This window comes from Piscinibacter sp. PDB1-1, assembly GCF_056675995.1.
Genome location: NZ_JBWVZJ010000003.1, coordinates 420,797 through 438,424 on the forward strand (window position 1 = coordinate 420,797; position 17,628 = coordinate 438,424).

Genomic DNA, 17,628 nt, shown 5'->3' on the forward strand with positions numbered 1-17,628 from the left:
GCGCCGCGCCCGCTTCAGCCGAGGTGAGCTGAGAAGAGCGCCTCGCTGAAGCCCACGGTGATCGTGCCGTCGGCCCATCGCACCACGGGGCGCTTGATGACGCTTGCTTGTTCGATCAGCAGGCGGCGCGCCGATGCGGAGTCGGTCACCTGGGCCTTCACGGAGTCATCGAGCTTGCGCCAGGTCGTGCCCTGGCGATTGACGAGCTTCTCCCACCCCACGGCTTTCAGCCACGCGTCGAGTTCGGCTTCGGGCACGCCCTGCTTCTTGAAGTCGTGCCAGACCACATCGGCCTGGTGCTCGGCCAGCCAGGCGCGGGCGCGCTTGACGGTGTCGCAGTTGGGGATGCCGTAGACGTTGATGCTCATGGGTGCTCAGAACGGAAAGCGATCGCCCTCGCAGATAGGGTCCGGCCCATAGGCGGTATCGATCACCGTGGTCTCGGTCAAGTCCATGCCGATCTGGAACCACACGCAGAAGGGGCTGTCGAAACGGTAAGCCCAGGCGATCTGCTTCTGCCAGCCAATGCCGCGCTTCTGCCCGGAATGACCAATGCGCATCAGAACCTCGTTCACGCTCATGCCGCTGCGGATCTGGTTGAAGTTGTTCTCGGTCAACACCTGCTCCCACTTCACAAGCCGCCCCTGTGCGTCGAAATCGAGCATGAACGTGTGCTTGCCCATCGGGCCGCGTGCGTACTCGACGCGGCGCCCGCCATCTGGCAAGGGGTACTCGCCCGTGGGTGCGCCCATCGCCGTCTTGGCGGCATCGATGCTGCTACCGGGCTGCAGTGACTTGGGTGGCCCATAAGAGGTGGCGCAGGCCGCCATCAGGCAGGAGGTGAGCAGGCAGAGTGTCAGCGTGCTTGTCTTCATGGTCGCCTCGCGAAGCGCTCTGCGAATGCGAGCGCCGAGGTGCCGAGTCTAAGTCGCCTCGGTCAGCCTGGGTCGCGATCGGGGTCTGCACTGACGTTGCCTGTACCAGCGACGCAGCTTCAAAGCGGGCCCGGCTCTCAGCGGCCGGGCTCAGCGCACTACGCCTTGACGCCCACCTCGCGCGCCGTCTTCTGCCGGTCGGCCTCAGCCTTCGCAGGGTCAATGGCGTTGTAGAGCTCGGCCGTTTCCTGATGCGAGAGCTTGAAGAGGCGCATCACGTCCACCATGCGTACCGCTTGCTCACGCAGGCTTTCGGCCGCTGCCGTGCTCTGCTCGACCAGGGCCGCGTTCTGCTGCGTCATGTGATCGAGCGTGACGACCGCCTGGTTGATCTGACCAATGCCCGACGACTGCTCGCTCGACGCTCCGGCAATCTCGTTCACCAGATCCGTGACGCGCCGCACCTGCTGCACCACATCGTCGATCGTCTGACCGGCTGCATTGACGAGCTTGGAGCCACCGGCCACCGTCTCGACGCTTTGCGAGATCAGGCTTCGGATTTCCTTGGCCGATTGGGCGCTGCGCTGGGCAAGGCTGCGCACCTCTGCCGCCACGACGGCGAAGCCGCGCCCCTGCTCGCCGGCGCGGGCGGCTTCCACCGCCGCGTTCAACGCGAGGATGTTTGTCTGGAACGCGATGCTGTCGATCACGCCGATGATTTCCGAGATCTGCTTGCTCGACTTGGTGATCACTTCCATCGTCGAGATCACTTCGCCCACGACCTTGCCGCCGGTCTCGGCCGCCTGGCACGCCGTGGCGGCCACCTCGCTGGCCTGGCGCGCGGTCTCGGAGTTGTTGCGCACCGTGACGTTCATCTGCTCCATCGATGCCGCCGTCTCCTGCAGGCTGCTGGCCTGGCTTTCGGTGCGCGACGACAAGTCGAGCGTGCCGGTGGCGATCTCTGACGTGGCGCGCTTCATCAGGCCTGCGCCATCGCGCACGTCGAGCACGGTCGCGCGCATGTTCACGTTCATCTGCGACAAGGCGCGGATCACCGCACCGATCTCGTCGCTGCGGTTGCTGAGCATCTGCGAACCCAGGTTGCCTGCAGCAATGTCGTTGGCAAACCGCGCGGCCTGGCGCAGCGGCTTGACCACGCTGCGATTGAGGTAGGCGCCGATCACGATCGTCAACGCCGTCAGGCTGCCGGCCGCCAACCAGAAGGACAACTCGCCTACGCTGCCGTGCGTGGCCAGCTGGCCGCCGATCCCCACGACATTGAGGGCGGCCATTGCGCTCCAGATGCGCCCCTTGAGGCCCGTCTCGCGCGCCCACAGCATGAGCTTGCCCCAGCCATTGGCGGTGAATGCCTTGCCGTGGCGCAGCATCAGTTTCTTGTGCCTGCCGTCGAGCATCAACTTGTAGACCGGTTCGATCTTCTCGACCTCGCCCGGCGCCGGCCGGCTGTGGACCATCAGGCTGCCGGCATAGGCGCCGTTCTGCGCGAACACCGGCGAGATGTTCAAGCGCAGCCAGTAGAAGTCGCCGTTCTTGCGGCGGTTCTTGATGAGGCCCGTCCAAGGTTGCTTGCCGCGGATGGTGATGATCATGTCCTTCATCACCTGCGGCGGGTTGTCCTTGTGCAGCATGCGCGCCGACTGCGTGCCCTTCAGCTCGCTCCAGTCATACCCGCTGGCCTTGAGATAGGCGGGGTTGGCATAGAGAAAGTTGCCCGCCTGATCGCCCATCAGCACCAGCAGGTCTGATTCGTCGATGACATATTCCTTCGGGGTATGGCTCATATCTGTCCTCGCATTCACCACGGGTGGGGCATCGCCTACGGCGTGCGATGCGCTTGCTTGTTGTTCTCCCTGACTGCGAATCACTGATGCCGGGCGCACGAGCCCCCAGGGCGCGCCATAGCGGCGGCTGGCATCCAGTAGGTTGTCGGCCCGAACGCGTGCCGCTTGAGGCCGGCGTAACAGATTTGTTGCAGGGCGCTTCGGCTGCGGGCAGATTTCACGGGCGCTCGCCACGGACGCGCCAATGAAAACAGCCCCTGGCACTCGCGCGCCAGGGGCTGTCTCATGAATATTTGGTGGGCCCTGAAGGATTCGAACCTTCGACCAACGGATTAAGAGTCCGCTGCTCTACCAACTGAGCTAAGAGCCCGCTCGATTTAATTCTGTTCGCCCCGGAGGGCTGGTGGGTTGTACAGGATTCGAACCTGTGACCAACGGATTAAAAGTCCGCTGCTCTACCGACTGAGCTAACAACCCGCTGTTCTCTCGAAAGCCTTCGATTATAGCCCGGCTTCGGATCGATCGCGTCGCTCAGTTCGGCGAAGCTCGCATTGTAGCGCATTTGCTGCGGCCACCAAACCGAATGTTGCGGTCACCGTCACGGTCGAGCCGTAGCCGTGGCAGTTGAGGCTCCCGTCAACGTCACACACCTCGGTAGGCGCCACCACGGGCTCACGCGAGAACACACATCGCACGCCGATTGCGCCCGTGCGTGCGGCGCCATGCTGCTTGCGCAGCCGCTGCCGCAGCGAGGCGAGCAACGGGTCGTGCGTGACGTTCGCCAGATCCTCCACCTCGACGGCCTGGGGCCGCTGCTTTCCGCCGGCCGCGCCCACGCTGATCAATGCCACACCTGATTGCAGGGACCAAGCGGCCAGCGCCGCCTTGGCATGCACTTGGTCGCAGGCGTCGATGAGGACGTCGACCTCGCGGGGGAGCAGCGCCGGCCAGTTGTCGGCCGTCACGAAGTCATCGACAAACAGCACGTCGCAGCCCGGGTGGATATCCGCGATGCGCTCGCGCAATGCCAGGCCCTTGGATTGGCCGATGGTTGCGCCCATGGCCTGCACCTGACGGTTGACGTTCGACTCGGCCACGTGATCCATGTCGAACAGCGTCAGCTGCGCCACACCGCTGCGCGCCAGCGCCTCGACGGCCCAGGACCCCACGCCACCCAGCCCGACGACACCGATGCGCGCAGCGCGCACCGCCTCGTAGCCGGCGTCGCCATACAGGCGGCGCAAGCCGCCGAAGCGGCGCTCCAGATCCGGGGCCAACTGGTCGAGCGAAGCGTTCACGCGCCCGCCTACTTGAGCGTGGCCAGCCGTTCCTTGCCGGCCTGCGCTGCTTCGGACTTGGGATATGTCTTGAGCAGTTCGTCGAGCGTGCGCTTGGCCCCGCGGGTGTCCTTCAACTCCATCTGGCAGTTTGCGATGGACAGCAAGGATTCGGGCGCGCGCGGGTGGTCGGGCGCGGACGTGACGAGGCTGCGAAACGAATTCATCGCCTCCTTGTAGTCACGCATGCCGTACTGCGCATTGCCAAGCCAGAACAACACTGCGGCGTTGTAGCCGCTCGCCGGATAACGGCGCTTGAACGACGAGAGCGACGCTGCCGCTGCGGCGAAGTCGCCACTGCGCAAGGTGTTCATGCTTTCATCGAAGATGCGGCGCTCTTCGGGGTCGACCATGAACTCCTTGCCGTCGACAGTGACCTTCTGCGGCTCCAGCTTGGCGATGCGGTCGTCCACGCCCTTCAGCGTGTCTTTCTGGGCGCGCTGCAGTTCAGCCACGTCACGCGTGAGCTGTTCGTTGCTGCCTCGCAGCTTGGCCAGCTCGGTGCGCATCAGCTCGAGCTGGCTGTTGAGGTCGAGCAGGCTGCCACGCAGCTGGTCGGTCGACTCCTGAGCGGCCTTTGCCCGGGCATCGGCCTGGTCGAGCTTGGTTCGTAGGTCGAGGATGGCCTTGCGAGCCTCCGCGTCATCGAACAAGCCAGCATGCGCCGAGGGCATGCCCAGCAGCGACACAGCCATGAGCGCCCCGGCCGCGAAGCGCACGCCCCGGGCGTGCAGAGGTACTGCCATCTTCATGAAGCTCAACGGTTGACGAGCTCGGCGCGGCGGTTCTTGGCCCATGCGGCTTCGTCATGGCCGGCGTCTGCAGGGCGCTCCTTGCCGAAGCTGACTGCCTCGACCTGCGCATCGGTCACGCCGAGCAGGCGCAACGCCTTGGTGACTGCTTCAGCGCGCTTCTGGCCGAGTGCGAGGTTGTACTCGCTGCCGCCGCGTTCGTCGGTGTGACCCTCGACCTTCAGCTTCTTGGTGCGATCGGACGACAGCAGCTTGGCCTGGGACTCGACCGCAGAGCGGTACTCTTCCTTGATGACGAAGCTGTCGTAGTCGAAATAGATCACGCGCGCCGCCGTATTGGCCTGCGCGTTCTTGCTGAGATCGACACTTGCCACCTGGCTTTGCGAGCCACCTGTCGTGGCGCCCTGCCCCGGCGTGCGGGTTTCGACTGGAGCGGGCGTGTCGTCGAGCTTGACGTCCGACGCGCAGCCGGCGAGAAAGGCACAGGCCACGAGGCCGATGGATGCGATACGGGTTGCGATCATTTGGGCTTGCTCCTTTGAAGGTGGATGTGATTCTTGTGATGGGTGAACAGGTCAGCGCCCGTAGGGCCCCCACATCGGTTCGCGCACGTCGGCGTCCGTCGACACCAGCTTCGCTTTGATCTTGCCATCGAGCGTGGTGGTCATCAACACATCGCGGCCGCCGCTGCGGGTGGCGTAGATGAGCAGGCGGCCGTTGGGCGCGAAGCTGGGGCTCTCGTCGTCGCGGGTGTCGGTGATCGACTGGGCGTCGCCCTTGCCGAGCTCCATCACCTGCAGCTTGAAGGCACCGCTCTGGCGCGAAATGTAGGCCAGATAGCGCCCGTCGGGGCTCAAGGCCGGGCTGATGTTGTAGTCACCCGTGAACGTGACGCGCTCGGCCGACCCGCCCGAGACCGGCACGCGATAGACCTGCGGTCCGCCGCTGCGGTCGCTCACGAAGTACAGCGAGCGGCCATCCGGCGCGAATGTGGCCTCGGTGTCGATGGACGAACTGCTGGTCACGCGGCGTGGGTTCTCTCCGTTGCGCCCCATGATGAAGATCTGCGAGCCGCCATCGCGACTGAGGGTGGCCACGATGCTTTGCCCGTCAGGCGACCACGAGGGCGCGCTGTTCGTGCCCCGGAAGTTCGCAACCACTCGGCGCTGCCCGGACGACACATCCTGCGCATACACCACGGCCTTCTTCGCCTCGAACGAGACGTAAGCCAGCTCCTGCCCGTTGGGCGACCACGCGGGCGAGATGATCGGGTCGGGGCTCGCCAGCGCGACCTGCCCGCCTTCGCCATCGGAATCGGCCACGCGCAGCGCGTATCGGCTGCCCGATCGGGTGACGTAGGCGATGCGGGTTGAAAAAACGCCCTTCTCACCGGTCAATTTTTCATAGACGTAGTCGGCGATCTGGTGGGCTGCCAATCGCAGATCGGCGGGCGCGACGACCTTGCTCTGGCCGCCGATGTCACTGCCCTTGACGACGTCCCAGAGCTTGAAGCGCACATCGAACCGGCCATCTGCAAGCCGTGTGACCGAGCCACCGACCAGCGCGTCGGCGCCCCGCGAACGCCATTCGGTCATCTGCGGCTGGGCGCTCTCGTCGAGCACGCTCGAGTTGTCGATGCCCTTGAAGACGCCGGCACGTTCCAGGTCGGCGCGCACGATGGCTGAGATGACCTGCGTGGTCTTGTCTTCATCGCGAAAGCGCGCGATGGCGATCGGCAACTGGGTGGCGCCAACGCCGGAGATCTCGACCCGGAACTGCGCGAATGCCGGTCCGGCGAGCAAAAGACCCGAGGCGCCGGCAAGGCTGCCCCCAAAGAAACGACGGTTGATCAGCATGAAAGGTCAAGACCTCGCGAATTCAAATTGGTTCAACGTGTTTGCCGGCTTGGTCGGCCAGCAGGCCCATCTTGAGATAGCGGTAATACGTGCCTTCGGCCTGATAGATAGCAAGCACGAGGCCAAGGCGCCCGTCGAGAAACCCGCGCTTGATGATGTAGCACCGCACAAATGCCCACAAGCCATGGCCGAACGCCGCGCCGAGGCCGCCGCGTTTGCCCGCGGCCACCTTGTCGCGAGCCCGCCCGCTGCTGTAGCGGTTCATCTTGTCGATGGCATCGTCCAGCGTGGGCATGGTGTCGTGCAACAGATCGCCCGCAAGGCGGCTTACGCGCCCGCTCACGTCGAGCCGCTCATGGACCAGGTCGTCGGTGAAGCGGCCCTTGTCGCGCCTGAAGAGGCGCAGCACGCGATCGGGATACCAATCGCCATGGCGCATCCACTGCCCGCAAAAGCGCGAGATGCGCGAGAGCTCGTAGCCATCGGCTGACTGCGGGTTCCGAATGACATCCTGGATATGCGCCGCGAGTTCGCCGCTCACGCGCTCGTCGGCGTCGATGCTCAGCACCCAGCGGCCCTGCGCGAGCGCCAGCGCGCGGTTCTTCTGCACGCCGAAGCCGGGCCAGTCGTCCGTTTTGACCACGCGTGCACCCATGGACTCGGCTATCTCGCGCGTACCGTCGGTGCTGCCCGAATCCACGACCACCCATTCGTCAGCGAAAGCAACACTCATCAAACAGGCCGCGATGTGCCGGCTTTCGTTGTGGGTGATGAGGGTGACGGAGATCGCGATGTCGGGCATGTGTGGGGGCGGGTCAGCCCTGGCGGGTGCGGCGGATTGTAGGGATGCCGGCGATACATAATCCCCGCCACATGAGCACCCCCACCCTCCCCCTCAAGGAGCGCCTGCTCCGCGTCGCGCCTTACTTTGCGGGCACAGGTCGAGGCTTCGCCCTGGTGATCGTGGGCGCGGTCATCGCGGCTGCCACGGAACCGCTGATCCCCCAGGTGCTCAAGACCCTGTTCGACAGCGATGCCTTCACGCAACGCACCTTTCCGCTGTGGATGGTGCCGGTGGTCATCATCTCGATCTTCGGCGTGCGCGGCCTGGCGGGGTTGATGTCCGAGTACGGTCTCGCCTGGGCGGGCAACCGCGGCGCGCAGGCCTTGCGCACGGCCATGTTCGACCGCCTGACGACGGTGCACCCCTCCGTCTTCAGCAAGCACACCGCCAGCGCGCTGACGGGCACCATCACCTACGAAGCGCAGGGCGGCATCGCCATGCTGGTCGGGTCGGTGATGACGCTCGTGCGCGATTCACTCAGCCTGGTGGCGCTGCTGGTCTACCTGCTCTATCTGAACTGGCAGCTCACGCTGTTCGTGGGCTTCTTGTTCCCCGCCATTGCATTTGCGATGCGCAAGCTCAGCAAGCGGCTGCACCGGCTCACTCTCGAGGGGCAGGAAGCGGTTCATTCGCTGGCCTATGTCGTCGAAGAGAACGTGCTGGCCTGGCGCATCGTGCGGCTGCACGATGCCGGCGCGTCGCAGGCCAAACGATTTGGCCAGGGTAGCGACCGGCTGCGCCGCCTGTCGATCAAATCGACGATGGCGGCAGCCACCATGAGCCCCATCACGCAAATGATCTCCGCCTTCGGCGTTTCTGCCGTGGTGGTGATGGCGCTCTGGCAGAGCACGAGCCAAGGCGGCACGCCGGGCTCCTTCGTCGGCTTCATCACCGCCATGATGATGCTGCTGGCGCCGTTGAAGCACCTCTCCGAAGTCACCGGGCCGATCACGCGAGGGCTGGCGGCGCTGGAGCGCGGCGTGACGCTGATCAACGACACGCCGGATGAGATCGGCGGCAGCCACGATCCGGGCCGCGCTGCCGGCCGGATCGATCTGCGCCATGTGAGCCTGCAATACAAGAGCGACCTCGCACCGGCGTTGAACGACGTGACATTGCACCTCAATGCTGGCGAGACGGTGGCCCTGGTGGGCCCCTCTGGCGCCGGCAAATCAACACTGGTGAACCTGCTGCCGCGCTTTCTGGAACCAACCAGCGGCGAGATGCTGCTCGACGGCGTCCCCGTGCCCGAGTGGAGCGTGCGCGCCTTGCGGCGCCAGTTCGCGCTCGTGAGCCAGGACGTCGTGCTGTTCAACGACACGGTGGCCGCCAACGTGGCATTGGGCAGCGACGACGCCGAGAACCCCGACATGCCCCGCGTGCGGCAGGCTCTCCAGGCCGCCAACATGCTGAGCTTCGTGGAAGGGATGCCGCAGGGGCTCGACACTCTCATCGGCCACAACGGCAACCAGCTCTCGGGCGGGCAACGCCAACGACTCGCCATCGCGCGCGCCATCTACAAGGACGCACCGATCCTGATCCTCGACGAAGCCACCTCGGCGCTCGACTCGGAATCCGAGCGGCTCGTGCAGGAAGCGCTCGACACCTTGATGAAGGGCCGCACGAGCCTCGTGATCGCTCACCGCCTTGCCACCATCAAGGCCGCCGACCGCGTGCTCGTGCTCGATGGTGGTCGCGTGGTAGAGCAAGGCACGCATGAAGAACTGCTGGCACTGAACGGCCTGTTCGCCCACCTGCACTCGCTGCAGTTCAAGAACGATCACACATCCGCCGAGCCACCGCCTCACGCATGAGCCGACTGAGCATCATCACTGCCGTTCACAACCAGTTGGAGATGAACCGCTGGTTCGTCGAGAACCTGAAGCGATACACGCGCGGCCCCTTCGAGTTGATCATCATCGACAACGCGTCGACCGATGGCTCGGCCGAGTTCTTCGAGTCAGTGGGTGCGAAGGTGATCCGCAACGCGGCGAACTATTCGTACCCGTACACGCAGAACCAGGGCATTCGGGTCGCGCAGGGCGATTGGCTGGCCTTCCTCAACAACGACATCGTGGTGCCGCCGGCCTGGGACACCCGCATTCTGTCCGGCGCAGAACGCAACGGGCTGGATGCCCTCACCGTCTGCGGCATCGAGCGCATTGAATCGCCTGAAGCCACCCAGGTACTGCGCCGCCGCTGGAAGCGCGCCTCACTGCCCGTGCGGCTGCTCGGTGGCAAGCAACCGTGGCTCAAGCTGTCGCACCGCTGGATGTACGGCGACTGGGAGCGGTTCAGCCAAGACCGCGAACAACGCTTCGAGGGCCGCATCCTCGAGGGCTATGTGGGCAACTCGGTGTTGCTGAACCGCAAGGCCATCGCGCTCACGGGCGAATGGGATGAGCGCATCCAGGCGGCCGACGCGGATCTCTTCCTGCGCGTTAAGAAGCGCGCGGTGGACCATGGCGACATCAAGCCGCTGCACATTGCGCTCGATGTGTTCGTCCACCACTACATCCGCATCACGATGCGCGCCAACCCACCCGCCTTTGCCGATGCCGACCGCCTCATCCCGATGGAATCCAAATGGACGCCGGCCGAGGCACACCGGCTGCACACCGCACCATGAGCGCCTCGATCAGCGGTTTCACGTTCTTGCGCAACGGCGTGAAGCTGGGCTTCCCGTTCGAACAATCGATCCGTTCGCTGCTGCCTCTGGTCGATGAGTTCGTGATCGCAATCGGCCAGGGCGAAGACGACACGCGCGAGCGCCTGATGGCGATCGGCGACCCCAAGATCCGGTTGGTCGACACCATCTGGAACGAACGCATGGCCGAGCGCGGGTTCGTCTATGCACAGCAGAAGATGATCGCGCAGTACGCCTGCACCGGCGATTGGGCCTTCTACCTCGAAGGAGACGAGGTGCTGCACGAAGCCGAGCTCGCTGCCATTCGGGCATCGGTCGACCGGCACCACGACAACCCGCAGGTCGAGGCCTTGGTGTTCGACTACCTGCACTTTTACGGCTCGCCCCACTGGATCGCCGTGAGCCCGGCCTGGTACCGCCGCGAATGCCGGCTGGTTCGCAACACCATCCGAACCTACGCCCCCGATGGCCAGTTCTGGGTGGTGATGGATCGCCACCGCCATGGGCGCAATCCCCAGGCCGCGCTCGCCAAGGCCCATATCTACCACTACGGGCATGTGCGCCGCAGCGACTACATGCAGGCCAAGATGGACCAGGTGAGCAAGTACTGGTCGCACGGCGCACCGAAGGTGCAGTACGGCAACATCGACCCGCAATCGCTGCGGCCGTTCACCGGCAGCCACCCTGCCGTGATGACCGACTGGCTGGCCAGCGAAGCAGAGCAGCACTTTGCCGCCAACCCCGAGCACGTGCTGACGCGCCGCGAGCGCAAGCATCGCGCCTCGATGGTGCTGGAGCGCTGGTTTGGCTGGGACTTGAGCCGCAAGCACTACCGCCTCGTTGCCTGACCCCGCGATGCCTCTGCCGCCAGCCCGCCACGTCGGCATCAGCCTGGGCATGATCGCTTCGCTGAGCGACGGGATCGGCGAGTTCTCCACCCAGGTGTGCGAGCGGATCGCGGCACTGGCCCCTCAGTGGCGGCAGAAGTACGGCGTGCAGTTCCACCTGCACATGCCGCGCCACTGGCACGGCCGCTTCGGTCAGAGCGTGGCGTACCTCGACACGAGCAAGCTGCAGGGCTACTGGCATTGGCAAGGTTTTCGCCGCTTCGATGTATGGCATGGGCTCAACCAGCTCGGCAGAATCGTCCCGCCTTTCGGCACGCGCCACTCGTTGCTGACCATTCACGATCTGAACCAGATCTATCACGACAAGGAACGCGATTCGCAGAGAGCGATGCACAAGCTGATGCGTCGGCTGCGCTACTTCGACGAGGTGAGCACGCTCACGCACCACGTTGAGGGCGACATACGAAAGCACCTCGGATGGAAGGGCCCCATCACGGTCATCCCCAACGGGGCGCGTGATCTCACGGCTCATGCGCAAGAGACCGTGCCTGGCTTGCCCGCCGGCCAGTACCTCTTGCATCTGAGCCGCATGGCGGCATCAAAGAACCCGCGCAGCCTGCTGGAGATGGCCGCACTGTGGCCGGAGCAACCCTTGGTGCTCGCGGGTCCACCGACGCGCGATTCAGATCTGCTGGCAGCCGAGGCGCGAACACGCGGGCTCGCCAACGTGCATGTGGTGCAAGAGGTGAGCGACGCCCAAAAGGCCTGGCTCTATGCAAACTGCCGGGCCTTCCTCTTCCCGTCGATCACCGAAGGCTTTGGCCTGCCGCCGCTGGAGGCCATGCACTTCGGCAAGCCGGTGTTCCTCTCTCGCCTGACCAGCCTGCCGGAGGTCGGAGGCAGCGCTGCAGCCTACTTCGACAGCTTCGACGCCACGGCCATGCGGCAGACCATCGAGCGTGAGATGCCGCGTCTGCTCGCCAGTACAGGCACGATCCGGCAGCACGCCGCGCAGTTCAGCTGGGATCGCGCGGTACGGGACTACCTGTCGGTGTACGCAAGGATGCTGGGCCTGCCATCGCCTCCAGCGCACTGACGACCACGTCATCGGGCGGGATGTCGTCCACGCGCTCGGCGCCGTAGAGACAGGTGGTTCGGTTCGCGGCCGTGACCCGAAAGCGGGGCTCGATGATGCCCGCGAACATCGCCAGCACAGGCACGCCAGCCGTGTGCGCCACGTGCAGCAGGCCGCCATCGGCACACATGACCAGACCGCAGCGCTGCATCAGCGCCTGCACTTCGCCCAGGCTGTGTTGACCCACGCGGTCGATGAAGCGAAGCCCGGGCACCGAACCGACAATCTCGTCGCGCAGTGCGAGGCCGTTGTCTGCGCCGAGCAGCAGCACCGGCGCCTCCATGCCCGCCTGGTGCAAGCCTTTGAGCACAGGCACCCATCGGGTGTAGGTACGCCAGTCGCGCACGCCGCCGAGCGCAAGCGCCAGGCTGCCCTGCGGGACAGCGAGCCGGGAAGCCACGGCGATCGCGTCGGCGCCCGGCCACATGCTTGGCTTGGCCATCCGGTTGAGATCACCGGTGTCCAGCCGCAAGCCGAGCAGCTGGGCAATCCGGTAGAAGCCGAACAAGGTGCGGTTGAACTCCGGCCCCGTGTAGAAGCCCAGCACATGCGCAAAAGGCGTATGCCTGTAGTGTTGAAACTTGTCCCTCAGCGAGCGCGACGAGGTGCTGTGGAGCAACACCAGGTCATAGGCCTCGGCCAGCGCCGCGGCCGAAGACTCGACCTGGCCAAACACCTCGTCATGTCGATACAGGCTCAGAAGATGCTGGTCGGTCAGCAGGTCGAGCCGCTCCACGCGCCCTCGGAGCAGCACGCGTGCGGCCAGGTCCATCAGCGAGTCACCAACCTGAGGAGTGCCCTGGTGGATCCAAAGGATTCGCTTGTGCACGGCGGGGTCGATCCGCCGACGCTCCAGGCTGCGCTGCCCATGGAGGGCGAGGTTGATTTCTCTCAAGGCGCGGCGCCACGCCACCTTCGGCACCGGTGCATTGGCCGCGTAGTGCTGGGTATTCGACGGCAAGGCCTGCGGGAATGGTGGCGTCCAGGTCTGCGCCGCGTAGCGGGTCAGCCACGACCCGGAGGCATCTCCGCCCATCGCCTCGTCCGTCATGCCGCGGGCCCACGCAAGTGGCCAATCCACGACTTCGCCTTCAGTCTCATCCACAACCGGGCTTCGCCCCAGCGAAACCCAGCTGCATGCCGCCGGTGCGCAAGCAGCTGCGCCGCGGCGTCGAACTCGCCGTACCGTATCAACGCCTTCGTGATGCCAAGCGCCTGCGGCGTCAAGCTTGCAGAGCCTTGCAGGCTGGCGACGGCACGCAGGATCAGCCGGCGAAATGCGTGCATCGCGGGCCGGAGCTCCGCATCGCGCTGGGCGCCACCACGCATTTCGCGCAGCAGGCTGCCAAAGTAATGTGCCTGCACGGCGCGTGGATCGAGAGACTCGATGAACGCCAGCACCTGCGCTGGCTCCAGCACGGTGGGCAGGTGGTACGGCCCATGAAAGCCGAACTCGGCGCCAGTCAGCGGGTCATCCTCGGCCGCGAATCGACGGGCGATGTCGACCGGGGCGAAGCGAATGCCACTTTGCTCGAGCTCATACCGATAGGTCTTGCAGATGCAGATGTCTTCGGGGTGACTGGCCTGGATCTGCGGGCTTTGCAGGGCCTCCAGCAACCGGCGCGAGCGCAGCGAGAAGCCACCATTGCCGACCTTCCACGGCTCGGGAATGTGGTTCCACGGCGCACCGATGTAGTCGTGCTGCATGAACTCGTCGCTCCAAGCCTCGGCGTTCAGCACGTAGCCGTCCCACTGGATCACCAACAGGTGCGAGGTCACGAGGTGATCGGACAGGCCCTTGATCATGAACTGCGAGTAGGCCTCGATGCTGCGCAAGGGCTCGATCTCGACCCAGCGCACGCCCTCTGGGAGCGTCACGCCCCGCATGGTTTCGGCATCGCTGAACAGGACCGCATCAGCGAAGTGCACCTGCCTCATCGACACCTCCAGTGCACGCAATGCCCAGGGGAGCCGCGGTGTGCAGTCGATGCAGCAAAGGGTCACCTGCGAAAGGGAAAGCGTGCTCATCGCGATCGAGTCGGAAGCGGCGTCAAGGTGGCGTCGCATTCTCCCTTGAAAACGGGTTGACACCTCTTTCGTGCTCGGCACGCGCGGCCACACGACGCGCCTGCCAGATAATTCGCCGTCCCTTCATCGCCAAGAAGTCCGAGCTGACTCGGCGGCGCCGCCACTCTCTCTTGTCGTTCGCATGGCAACACCCAAGATCATCGCCTTTCATCTGCCTCAGTATCACGAGATCGAGGAAAACAACCGCTGGTGGGGCAAAGGCTTTACCGAATGGACGAACGTTCGCAAGAGCAAGCCTCTGTTTCGCGGCCATCGACAGCCCCGCGCACCGGCGGAAGGCCGCTACTACGACATGCTCGACCCGGCCACGCGCGAATGGCAGGCCGATCTGGCCCGGCGGCACGGTGTGTATGGCTTCTGCTACTACCACTATTGGTTCAATGGACGGCAGCTTCTTGAGAAGCCAGTCGACGCGATGATCCAAGCGAAGACGCCTGACTTCCCCTTTTGCCTGGCCTGGGCCAACGAGCCCTGGACGCGCGCGTGGGACGGCGGCGATCGCGATGTGCTCATGCCCCAGCTATACGGAGAACAGAACGAGTGGGACCGGCACTTCGCCTATCTGCTCAAGGCGTTCCAGGACCCTCGCTACATCCGCGTCGACGGCAAGCCAATGTTCCTGATCTACCGCACTGTCTCGATCGAACGGATGCCCGAGATGCTGGGGCGGTGGTATGCCTTGGCGCGCGATGCGGGCCTGCCCGGGTTGCACATCGTCTCGATGCTCACGGGCTCCGACCCGGACCACCGCGTCGAACTGTTCGACGCGAGAGCCGAGTTCGAACCCATGCACACGCTCCAGCATCACCTCACGCGCGGGCACCGGCGGCGCGAGAAACTGGTGCGGCACCTGGCCAAGGTTCGCCGCTTCTTCGTTCGCGATGCGCGACCGCACAAGCTGGGCACTCACGACTACGAGGCGCTGTGGAAGCAAGTCAACCGCCGACCCCTGGCCCAGAGCGTCTACCCAGGCGGCTTCGCCGATTGGGACAACAGCCCGCGCCGTGCGTTGCGGTCTCTCGTCCTGCGCAATTTCAACCTCGCAGCCTTCCGACGCGGCATGGCGGCACAGCTCGAGAAGGGGCGGCGCCAGAATGCCGAGTTCCTGTTCTTCAACGCCTGGAACGAGTGGGCCGAAGGCACCTACCTGGAGCCGGATGACGAGCACGGAATGAAGCTGCTAGACGTGATCCAGGACCTGACATCGCCCCATCCTCGTGGAGCCAATGAATGACCTTGCCCGACAAGCACCTCGATCTCGGCTGCGGCACCCGGCCGCGCAACCCCTATGGCCGAAGCAAGCTCTATGGGGTGGACATTCGCGATATCCCCGCAACCGACAGCTTCGAGTCGCGCGCCGCAAACCTGTCGCTAGACCCGATCCCCTACGAGGACGACACCTTCGGTTCGGTCTCGGCGTTCGACTTCATCGAACACATCCCGCGCGTGCTGGCGGTCGACTCGGGCCGCAGGACGACGCTGCCCTTCATCGACTTGATGAACGAGATCTGGCGCGTTCTGGCACCCGGCGGTCGTCTGTACGCGGTCACGCCGGCCTTCCCGGCGCCGGAGGTGTTCGTCGACCCAACGCACGTGAACGTGATCACCGATCGCACGCACTTCTACTTCTCTGGCGTATCCCCCTGGGGCCGCATGTATGGGTTCAACGGTGACTTCAAGGTGCTTCGCGTCGAATGGGTCCGGCAGCCTGACCTGAGCCTCGTCGTCGCGGAAGATGTCGCCGCAGAACGCGAAGAGCAGCAGCGGCGCTACGCAAAGGACAAACGCTTGTCGCGACGCATTGCCTACGGCGTCCGCGAGTCCATCCGGTTCCTCCGCGGCAAGCGCGGGTGGGAGCTTCCGGAGAACCGCAAGTCCCACCTGCTGTGGGAGCTCGAAGCCGTGAAGAAGCCGAAAGAAGTCTGACGCGGCCTACAGCAGCACGATGTCGTACGCCTCGGGCGACCCCGAGGTCTCGGCCTGCAACGAAATCGGTTTGCCGATGAAGTCCGACAAGCCTGCCAGGTGCTGGCTCTCTTCGTCGAGCAGCATCTCGACCACCGTGGCTGAGGCCACGACGCGGAACTCCTTCGGGTTGAACTGCCGTGCTTCCCGCAAGATCTCTCGAAGGATGTCGTAGCAGACGCTGCGCGGTGTCTTCACCTGACCTTTGCCCTCGCATATGGGGCATGGTTCGCACAGCATGTGGGCCAGCGATTCGCGCGTGCGCTTGCGGGTCATCTCGACCAGGCCGAGCTGGGTGAACCCGCTCACCGTGATCTTGGTGCGGTCGCGGGCGAGTTGCTTGCGCAATTCGGCGAGCACTGAGCCTTGGTGCTCCTCGCGGGTCATGTCGATGAAATCGATGATGATGATCCCGCCCAGGTTGCGCAAGCGGAGCTGGCGCGCAATGGCCTGGGTGGCTTCGAGGTTCGTCTTGAAGATGGTGTCGTCGAAATTGCGCGCGCCGACGTAGCCGCCGGTGTTCACGTCGATCGTGGTGAGCGCCTCGGTCTGGTCGATGATGAGATAGCCGCCCGATTTCAGGTCGACGCGGCGCGCGAGCGCACGAGCGATCTCCTCGTCGATGCTGTACAGGTCGAAGATCGGGCGCTCGCCCTTGTAGTGCGCAAGCTTGGCCACCGAACCGGGCGTGAACTCGGCACCAAAGGCCACGAGCTGCTCGTACTGGGCACGCGAATCGATGCGGATGGACTGGGTGGAGTCGTTGGTGAGATCTCGCAGCACGCGCTCGACCAGGCTCAGGTCCTGGTGCAGCAGCGTGCCGGCCGGCGACTTGAAGCTGCGTTCGCGGATCACGCCCCAGGTCTTGCGCAGGTAGGCGATGTCGTCGCCCAGTTCCTCGTCGGTTGCATCTTCGGCATTGGTGCGAAGAATGAAGCCGCCGCCGGCGTAGGTGTCACCGCTGCCCTCTTCCGGCTTGCCGACGAGCACGTTCATGCGGCTGCGCAGCTGCTCGCGCATTTCGTGCGAACCGATCTTCTGCGAGATGCCGATGTGATCGTCTTGCGGCAGGAACACGAGCATGCGGCCTGCAATGCTGATCTGTGTGGACAGGCGCGCACCCTTGGTACCGATCGGGTCCTTGATCACTTGAACGGTGAGCGTCTGACCCTCGAACACCAGACGCTCGATCGGCAGCGGAGGCGGCACGCCGGGGCCATGCTCGCCGCGCGAGCCGTTGTTGCCTGACACGTGAACATCTGCCACGTGAAGGAAGGCAGCGCGCTCCAAACCGATGTCGATGAACGCCGACTGCATGCCGGGCAACACGCGCGCCACGCGGCCGGCGTAGATGTTGCCGACCAGGCCTCGCTCCAGCGTGCGTTCGATGTAGAGGTCTTGCGCCGCGCCGTTCTCGACCACGGCCACACGCGTTTCCTGGGGCGACCAGTTGATGAGGATGTCTTGCATGGAGTACAG

General features: G+C 64.8%; 17 protein-coding genes and 2 tRNA genes. 6 read left to right on the plus strand and 13 right to left on the minus strand.

Going from position 1 to position 17,628, the window contains the following annotated elements; all coding sequences use genetic code 11:
- Positions 1 to 14 precede the first annotated feature (14 nt).
- The 10 genes from AC1KAR_RS17830 to AC1KAR_RS17875 form a co-directional block, all read right to left on the minus strand.
- Positions 15 to 368: an arsenate reductase gene (locus AC1KAR_RS17830; RefSeq protein ID WP_480320123.1), complete on the minus strand. Its 354-nt coding sequence runs from the start codon at positions 366 to 368 to the stop codon at positions 15 to 17.
- A gap of 6 nt (positions 369 to 374) precedes the next feature.
- A complete protein-coding gene (locus AC1KAR_RS17835; protein ID WP_480320125.1) occupies positions 375 to 875 on the minus strand; it encodes a hypothetical protein in 501 nt (166 codons plus the stop codon).
- A 158-nt stretch (positions 876 to 1,033) separates the two neighbouring features.
- Complete coding sequence (locus tag AC1KAR_RS17840) at positions 1,034 to 2,677, minus strand: methyl-accepting chemotaxis protein (protein WP_480320127.1); 1,644 nt, start codon at positions 2,675 to 2,677, stop codon at positions 1,034 to 1,036.
- 294 nt (positions 2,678 to 2,971) lie between these two features.
- Positions 2,972 to 3,047, minus strand: a tRNA-Lys gene (locus AC1KAR_RS17845).
- 31 nt (positions 3,048 to 3,078) lie between these two features.
- A tRNA-Lys gene (locus tag AC1KAR_RS17850) sits at positions 3,079 to 3,154 on the minus strand.
- Between the two features lie 23 nt (positions 3,155 to 3,177).
- Entirely contained in the window at positions 3,178 to 3,975 is a 798-nt protein-coding gene (locus tag AC1KAR_RS17855) for a tRNA threonylcarbamoyladenosine dehydratase (protein WP_480320129.1), read from the minus strand.
- Positions 3,976 to 3,983: 8 nt separating this feature from the next.
- Positions 3,984 to 4,760: a tol-pal system protein YbgF gene (ybgF, locus tag AC1KAR_RS17860; protein WP_480320131.1), complete on the minus strand. Its 777-nt coding sequence runs from the start codon at positions 4,758 to 4,760 to the stop codon at positions 3,984 to 3,986.
- 11 nt (positions 4,761 to 4,771) lie between these two features.
- A complete protein-coding gene (pal, locus tag AC1KAR_RS17865) occupies positions 4,772 to 5,290 on the minus strand; it encodes a peptidoglycan-associated lipoprotein Pal (RefSeq protein WP_480320133.1) in 519 nt (172 codons plus the stop codon).
- A 51-nt stretch (positions 5,291 to 5,341) separates the two neighbouring features.
- Entirely contained in the window at positions 5,342 to 6,622 is a 1,281-nt protein-coding gene (tolB, locus tag AC1KAR_RS17870; protein WP_480320135.1) for a Tol-Pal system beta propeller repeat protein TolB, read from the minus strand.
- Positions 6,623 to 6,644: 22 nt separating this feature from the next.
- A complete protein-coding gene (locus tag AC1KAR_RS17875; RefSeq protein ID WP_480320137.1) occupies positions 6,645 to 7,424 on the minus strand; it encodes a glycosyltransferase family 2 protein in 780 nt (259 codons plus the stop codon).
- A gap of 71 nt (positions 7,425 to 7,495) precedes the next feature.
- On the opposite strand from AC1KAR_RS17875, the gene msbA reads away from it, so the two are divergent.
- Genes msbA through AC1KAR_RS17895 form a run of 4 tightly spaced genes read left to right on the plus strand, consistent with a single transcriptional unit; the run spans position 7,496 to position 12,057 of the window.
- A complete protein-coding gene (msbA, locus tag AC1KAR_RS17880; protein ID WP_480320139.1) occupies positions 7,496 to 9,280 on the plus strand; it encodes a lipid A export permease/ATP-binding protein MsbA in 1,785 nt (594 codons plus the stop codon).
- Positions 9,277 to 10,095: a glycosyltransferase family 2 protein gene (locus AC1KAR_RS17885; protein ID WP_480320141.1), complete on the plus strand. Its 819-nt coding sequence runs from the start codon at positions 9,277 to 9,279 to the stop codon at positions 10,093 to 10,095. The genes msbA and AC1KAR_RS17885 overlap by 4 nt, the downstream gene beginning before the upstream one ends.
- On the plus strand, positions 10,092 to 10,961 hold the full coding sequence (locus AC1KAR_RS17890; protein WP_480320143.1) for a glycosyltransferase family protein: 870 nt from the start codon (positions 10,092 to 10,094) through the stop codon (positions 10,959 to 10,961). The genes AC1KAR_RS17885 and AC1KAR_RS17890 overlap by 4 nt, the downstream gene beginning before the upstream one ends.
- Positions 10,962 to 10,968: 7 nt before the next feature.
- On the plus strand, positions 10,969 to 12,057 hold the full coding sequence (locus AC1KAR_RS17895; protein WP_480320145.1) for a glycosyltransferase family 4 protein: 1,089 nt from the start codon (positions 10,969 to 10,971) through the stop codon (positions 12,055 to 12,057).
- Here AC1KAR_RS17895 and AC1KAR_RS17900 read toward each other — a convergent pair.
- Entirely contained in the window at positions 11,978 to 13,177 is a 1,200-nt protein-coding gene (locus tag AC1KAR_RS17900) for a glycosyltransferase family 9 protein (protein ID WP_480320147.1), read from the minus strand. The two genes, AC1KAR_RS17895 and AC1KAR_RS17900, sit on opposite strands and share 80 nt — an antisense overlap.
- The gene (locus AC1KAR_RS17905; RefSeq protein WP_480320149.1) at positions 13,144 to 14,034 is read right to left on the minus strand and encodes a DUF5672 family protein; all 891 of its coding nucleotides are present in this window, start codon (positions 14,032 to 14,034) and stop codon (positions 13,144 to 13,146) included. Before AC1KAR_RS17905 ends, AC1KAR_RS17900 begins: the two co-directional genes overlap by 34 nt.
- A 160-nt stretch (positions 14,035 to 14,194) precedes the next feature.
- On the opposite strand from AC1KAR_RS17905, the gene AC1KAR_RS17910 reads away from it, so the two are divergent.
- Positions 14,195 to 15,418 (plus strand): glycosyltransferase WbsX family protein, encoded by a 1,224-nt coding sequence (locus AC1KAR_RS17910; protein ID WP_480320151.1) that lies wholly within the window; start codon positions 14,195 to 14,197, stop codon positions 15,416 to 15,418.
- Entirely contained in the window at positions 15,415 to 16,110 is a 696-nt protein-coding gene (locus AC1KAR_RS17915; RefSeq protein ID WP_480320153.1) for a class I SAM-dependent methyltransferase, read from the plus strand. Before AC1KAR_RS17910 ends, AC1KAR_RS17915 begins: the two co-directional genes overlap by 4 nt.
- A 6-nt stretch (positions 16,111 to 16,116) precedes the next feature.
- Here AC1KAR_RS17915 and rng read toward each other — a convergent pair whose 3' ends face one another.
- Entirely contained in the window at positions 16,117 to 17,619 is a 1,503-nt protein-coding gene (rng, locus tag AC1KAR_RS17920; RefSeq protein WP_480320155.1) for a ribonuclease G, read from the minus strand.
- Positions 17,620 to 17,628 lie beyond the last annotated feature (9 nt).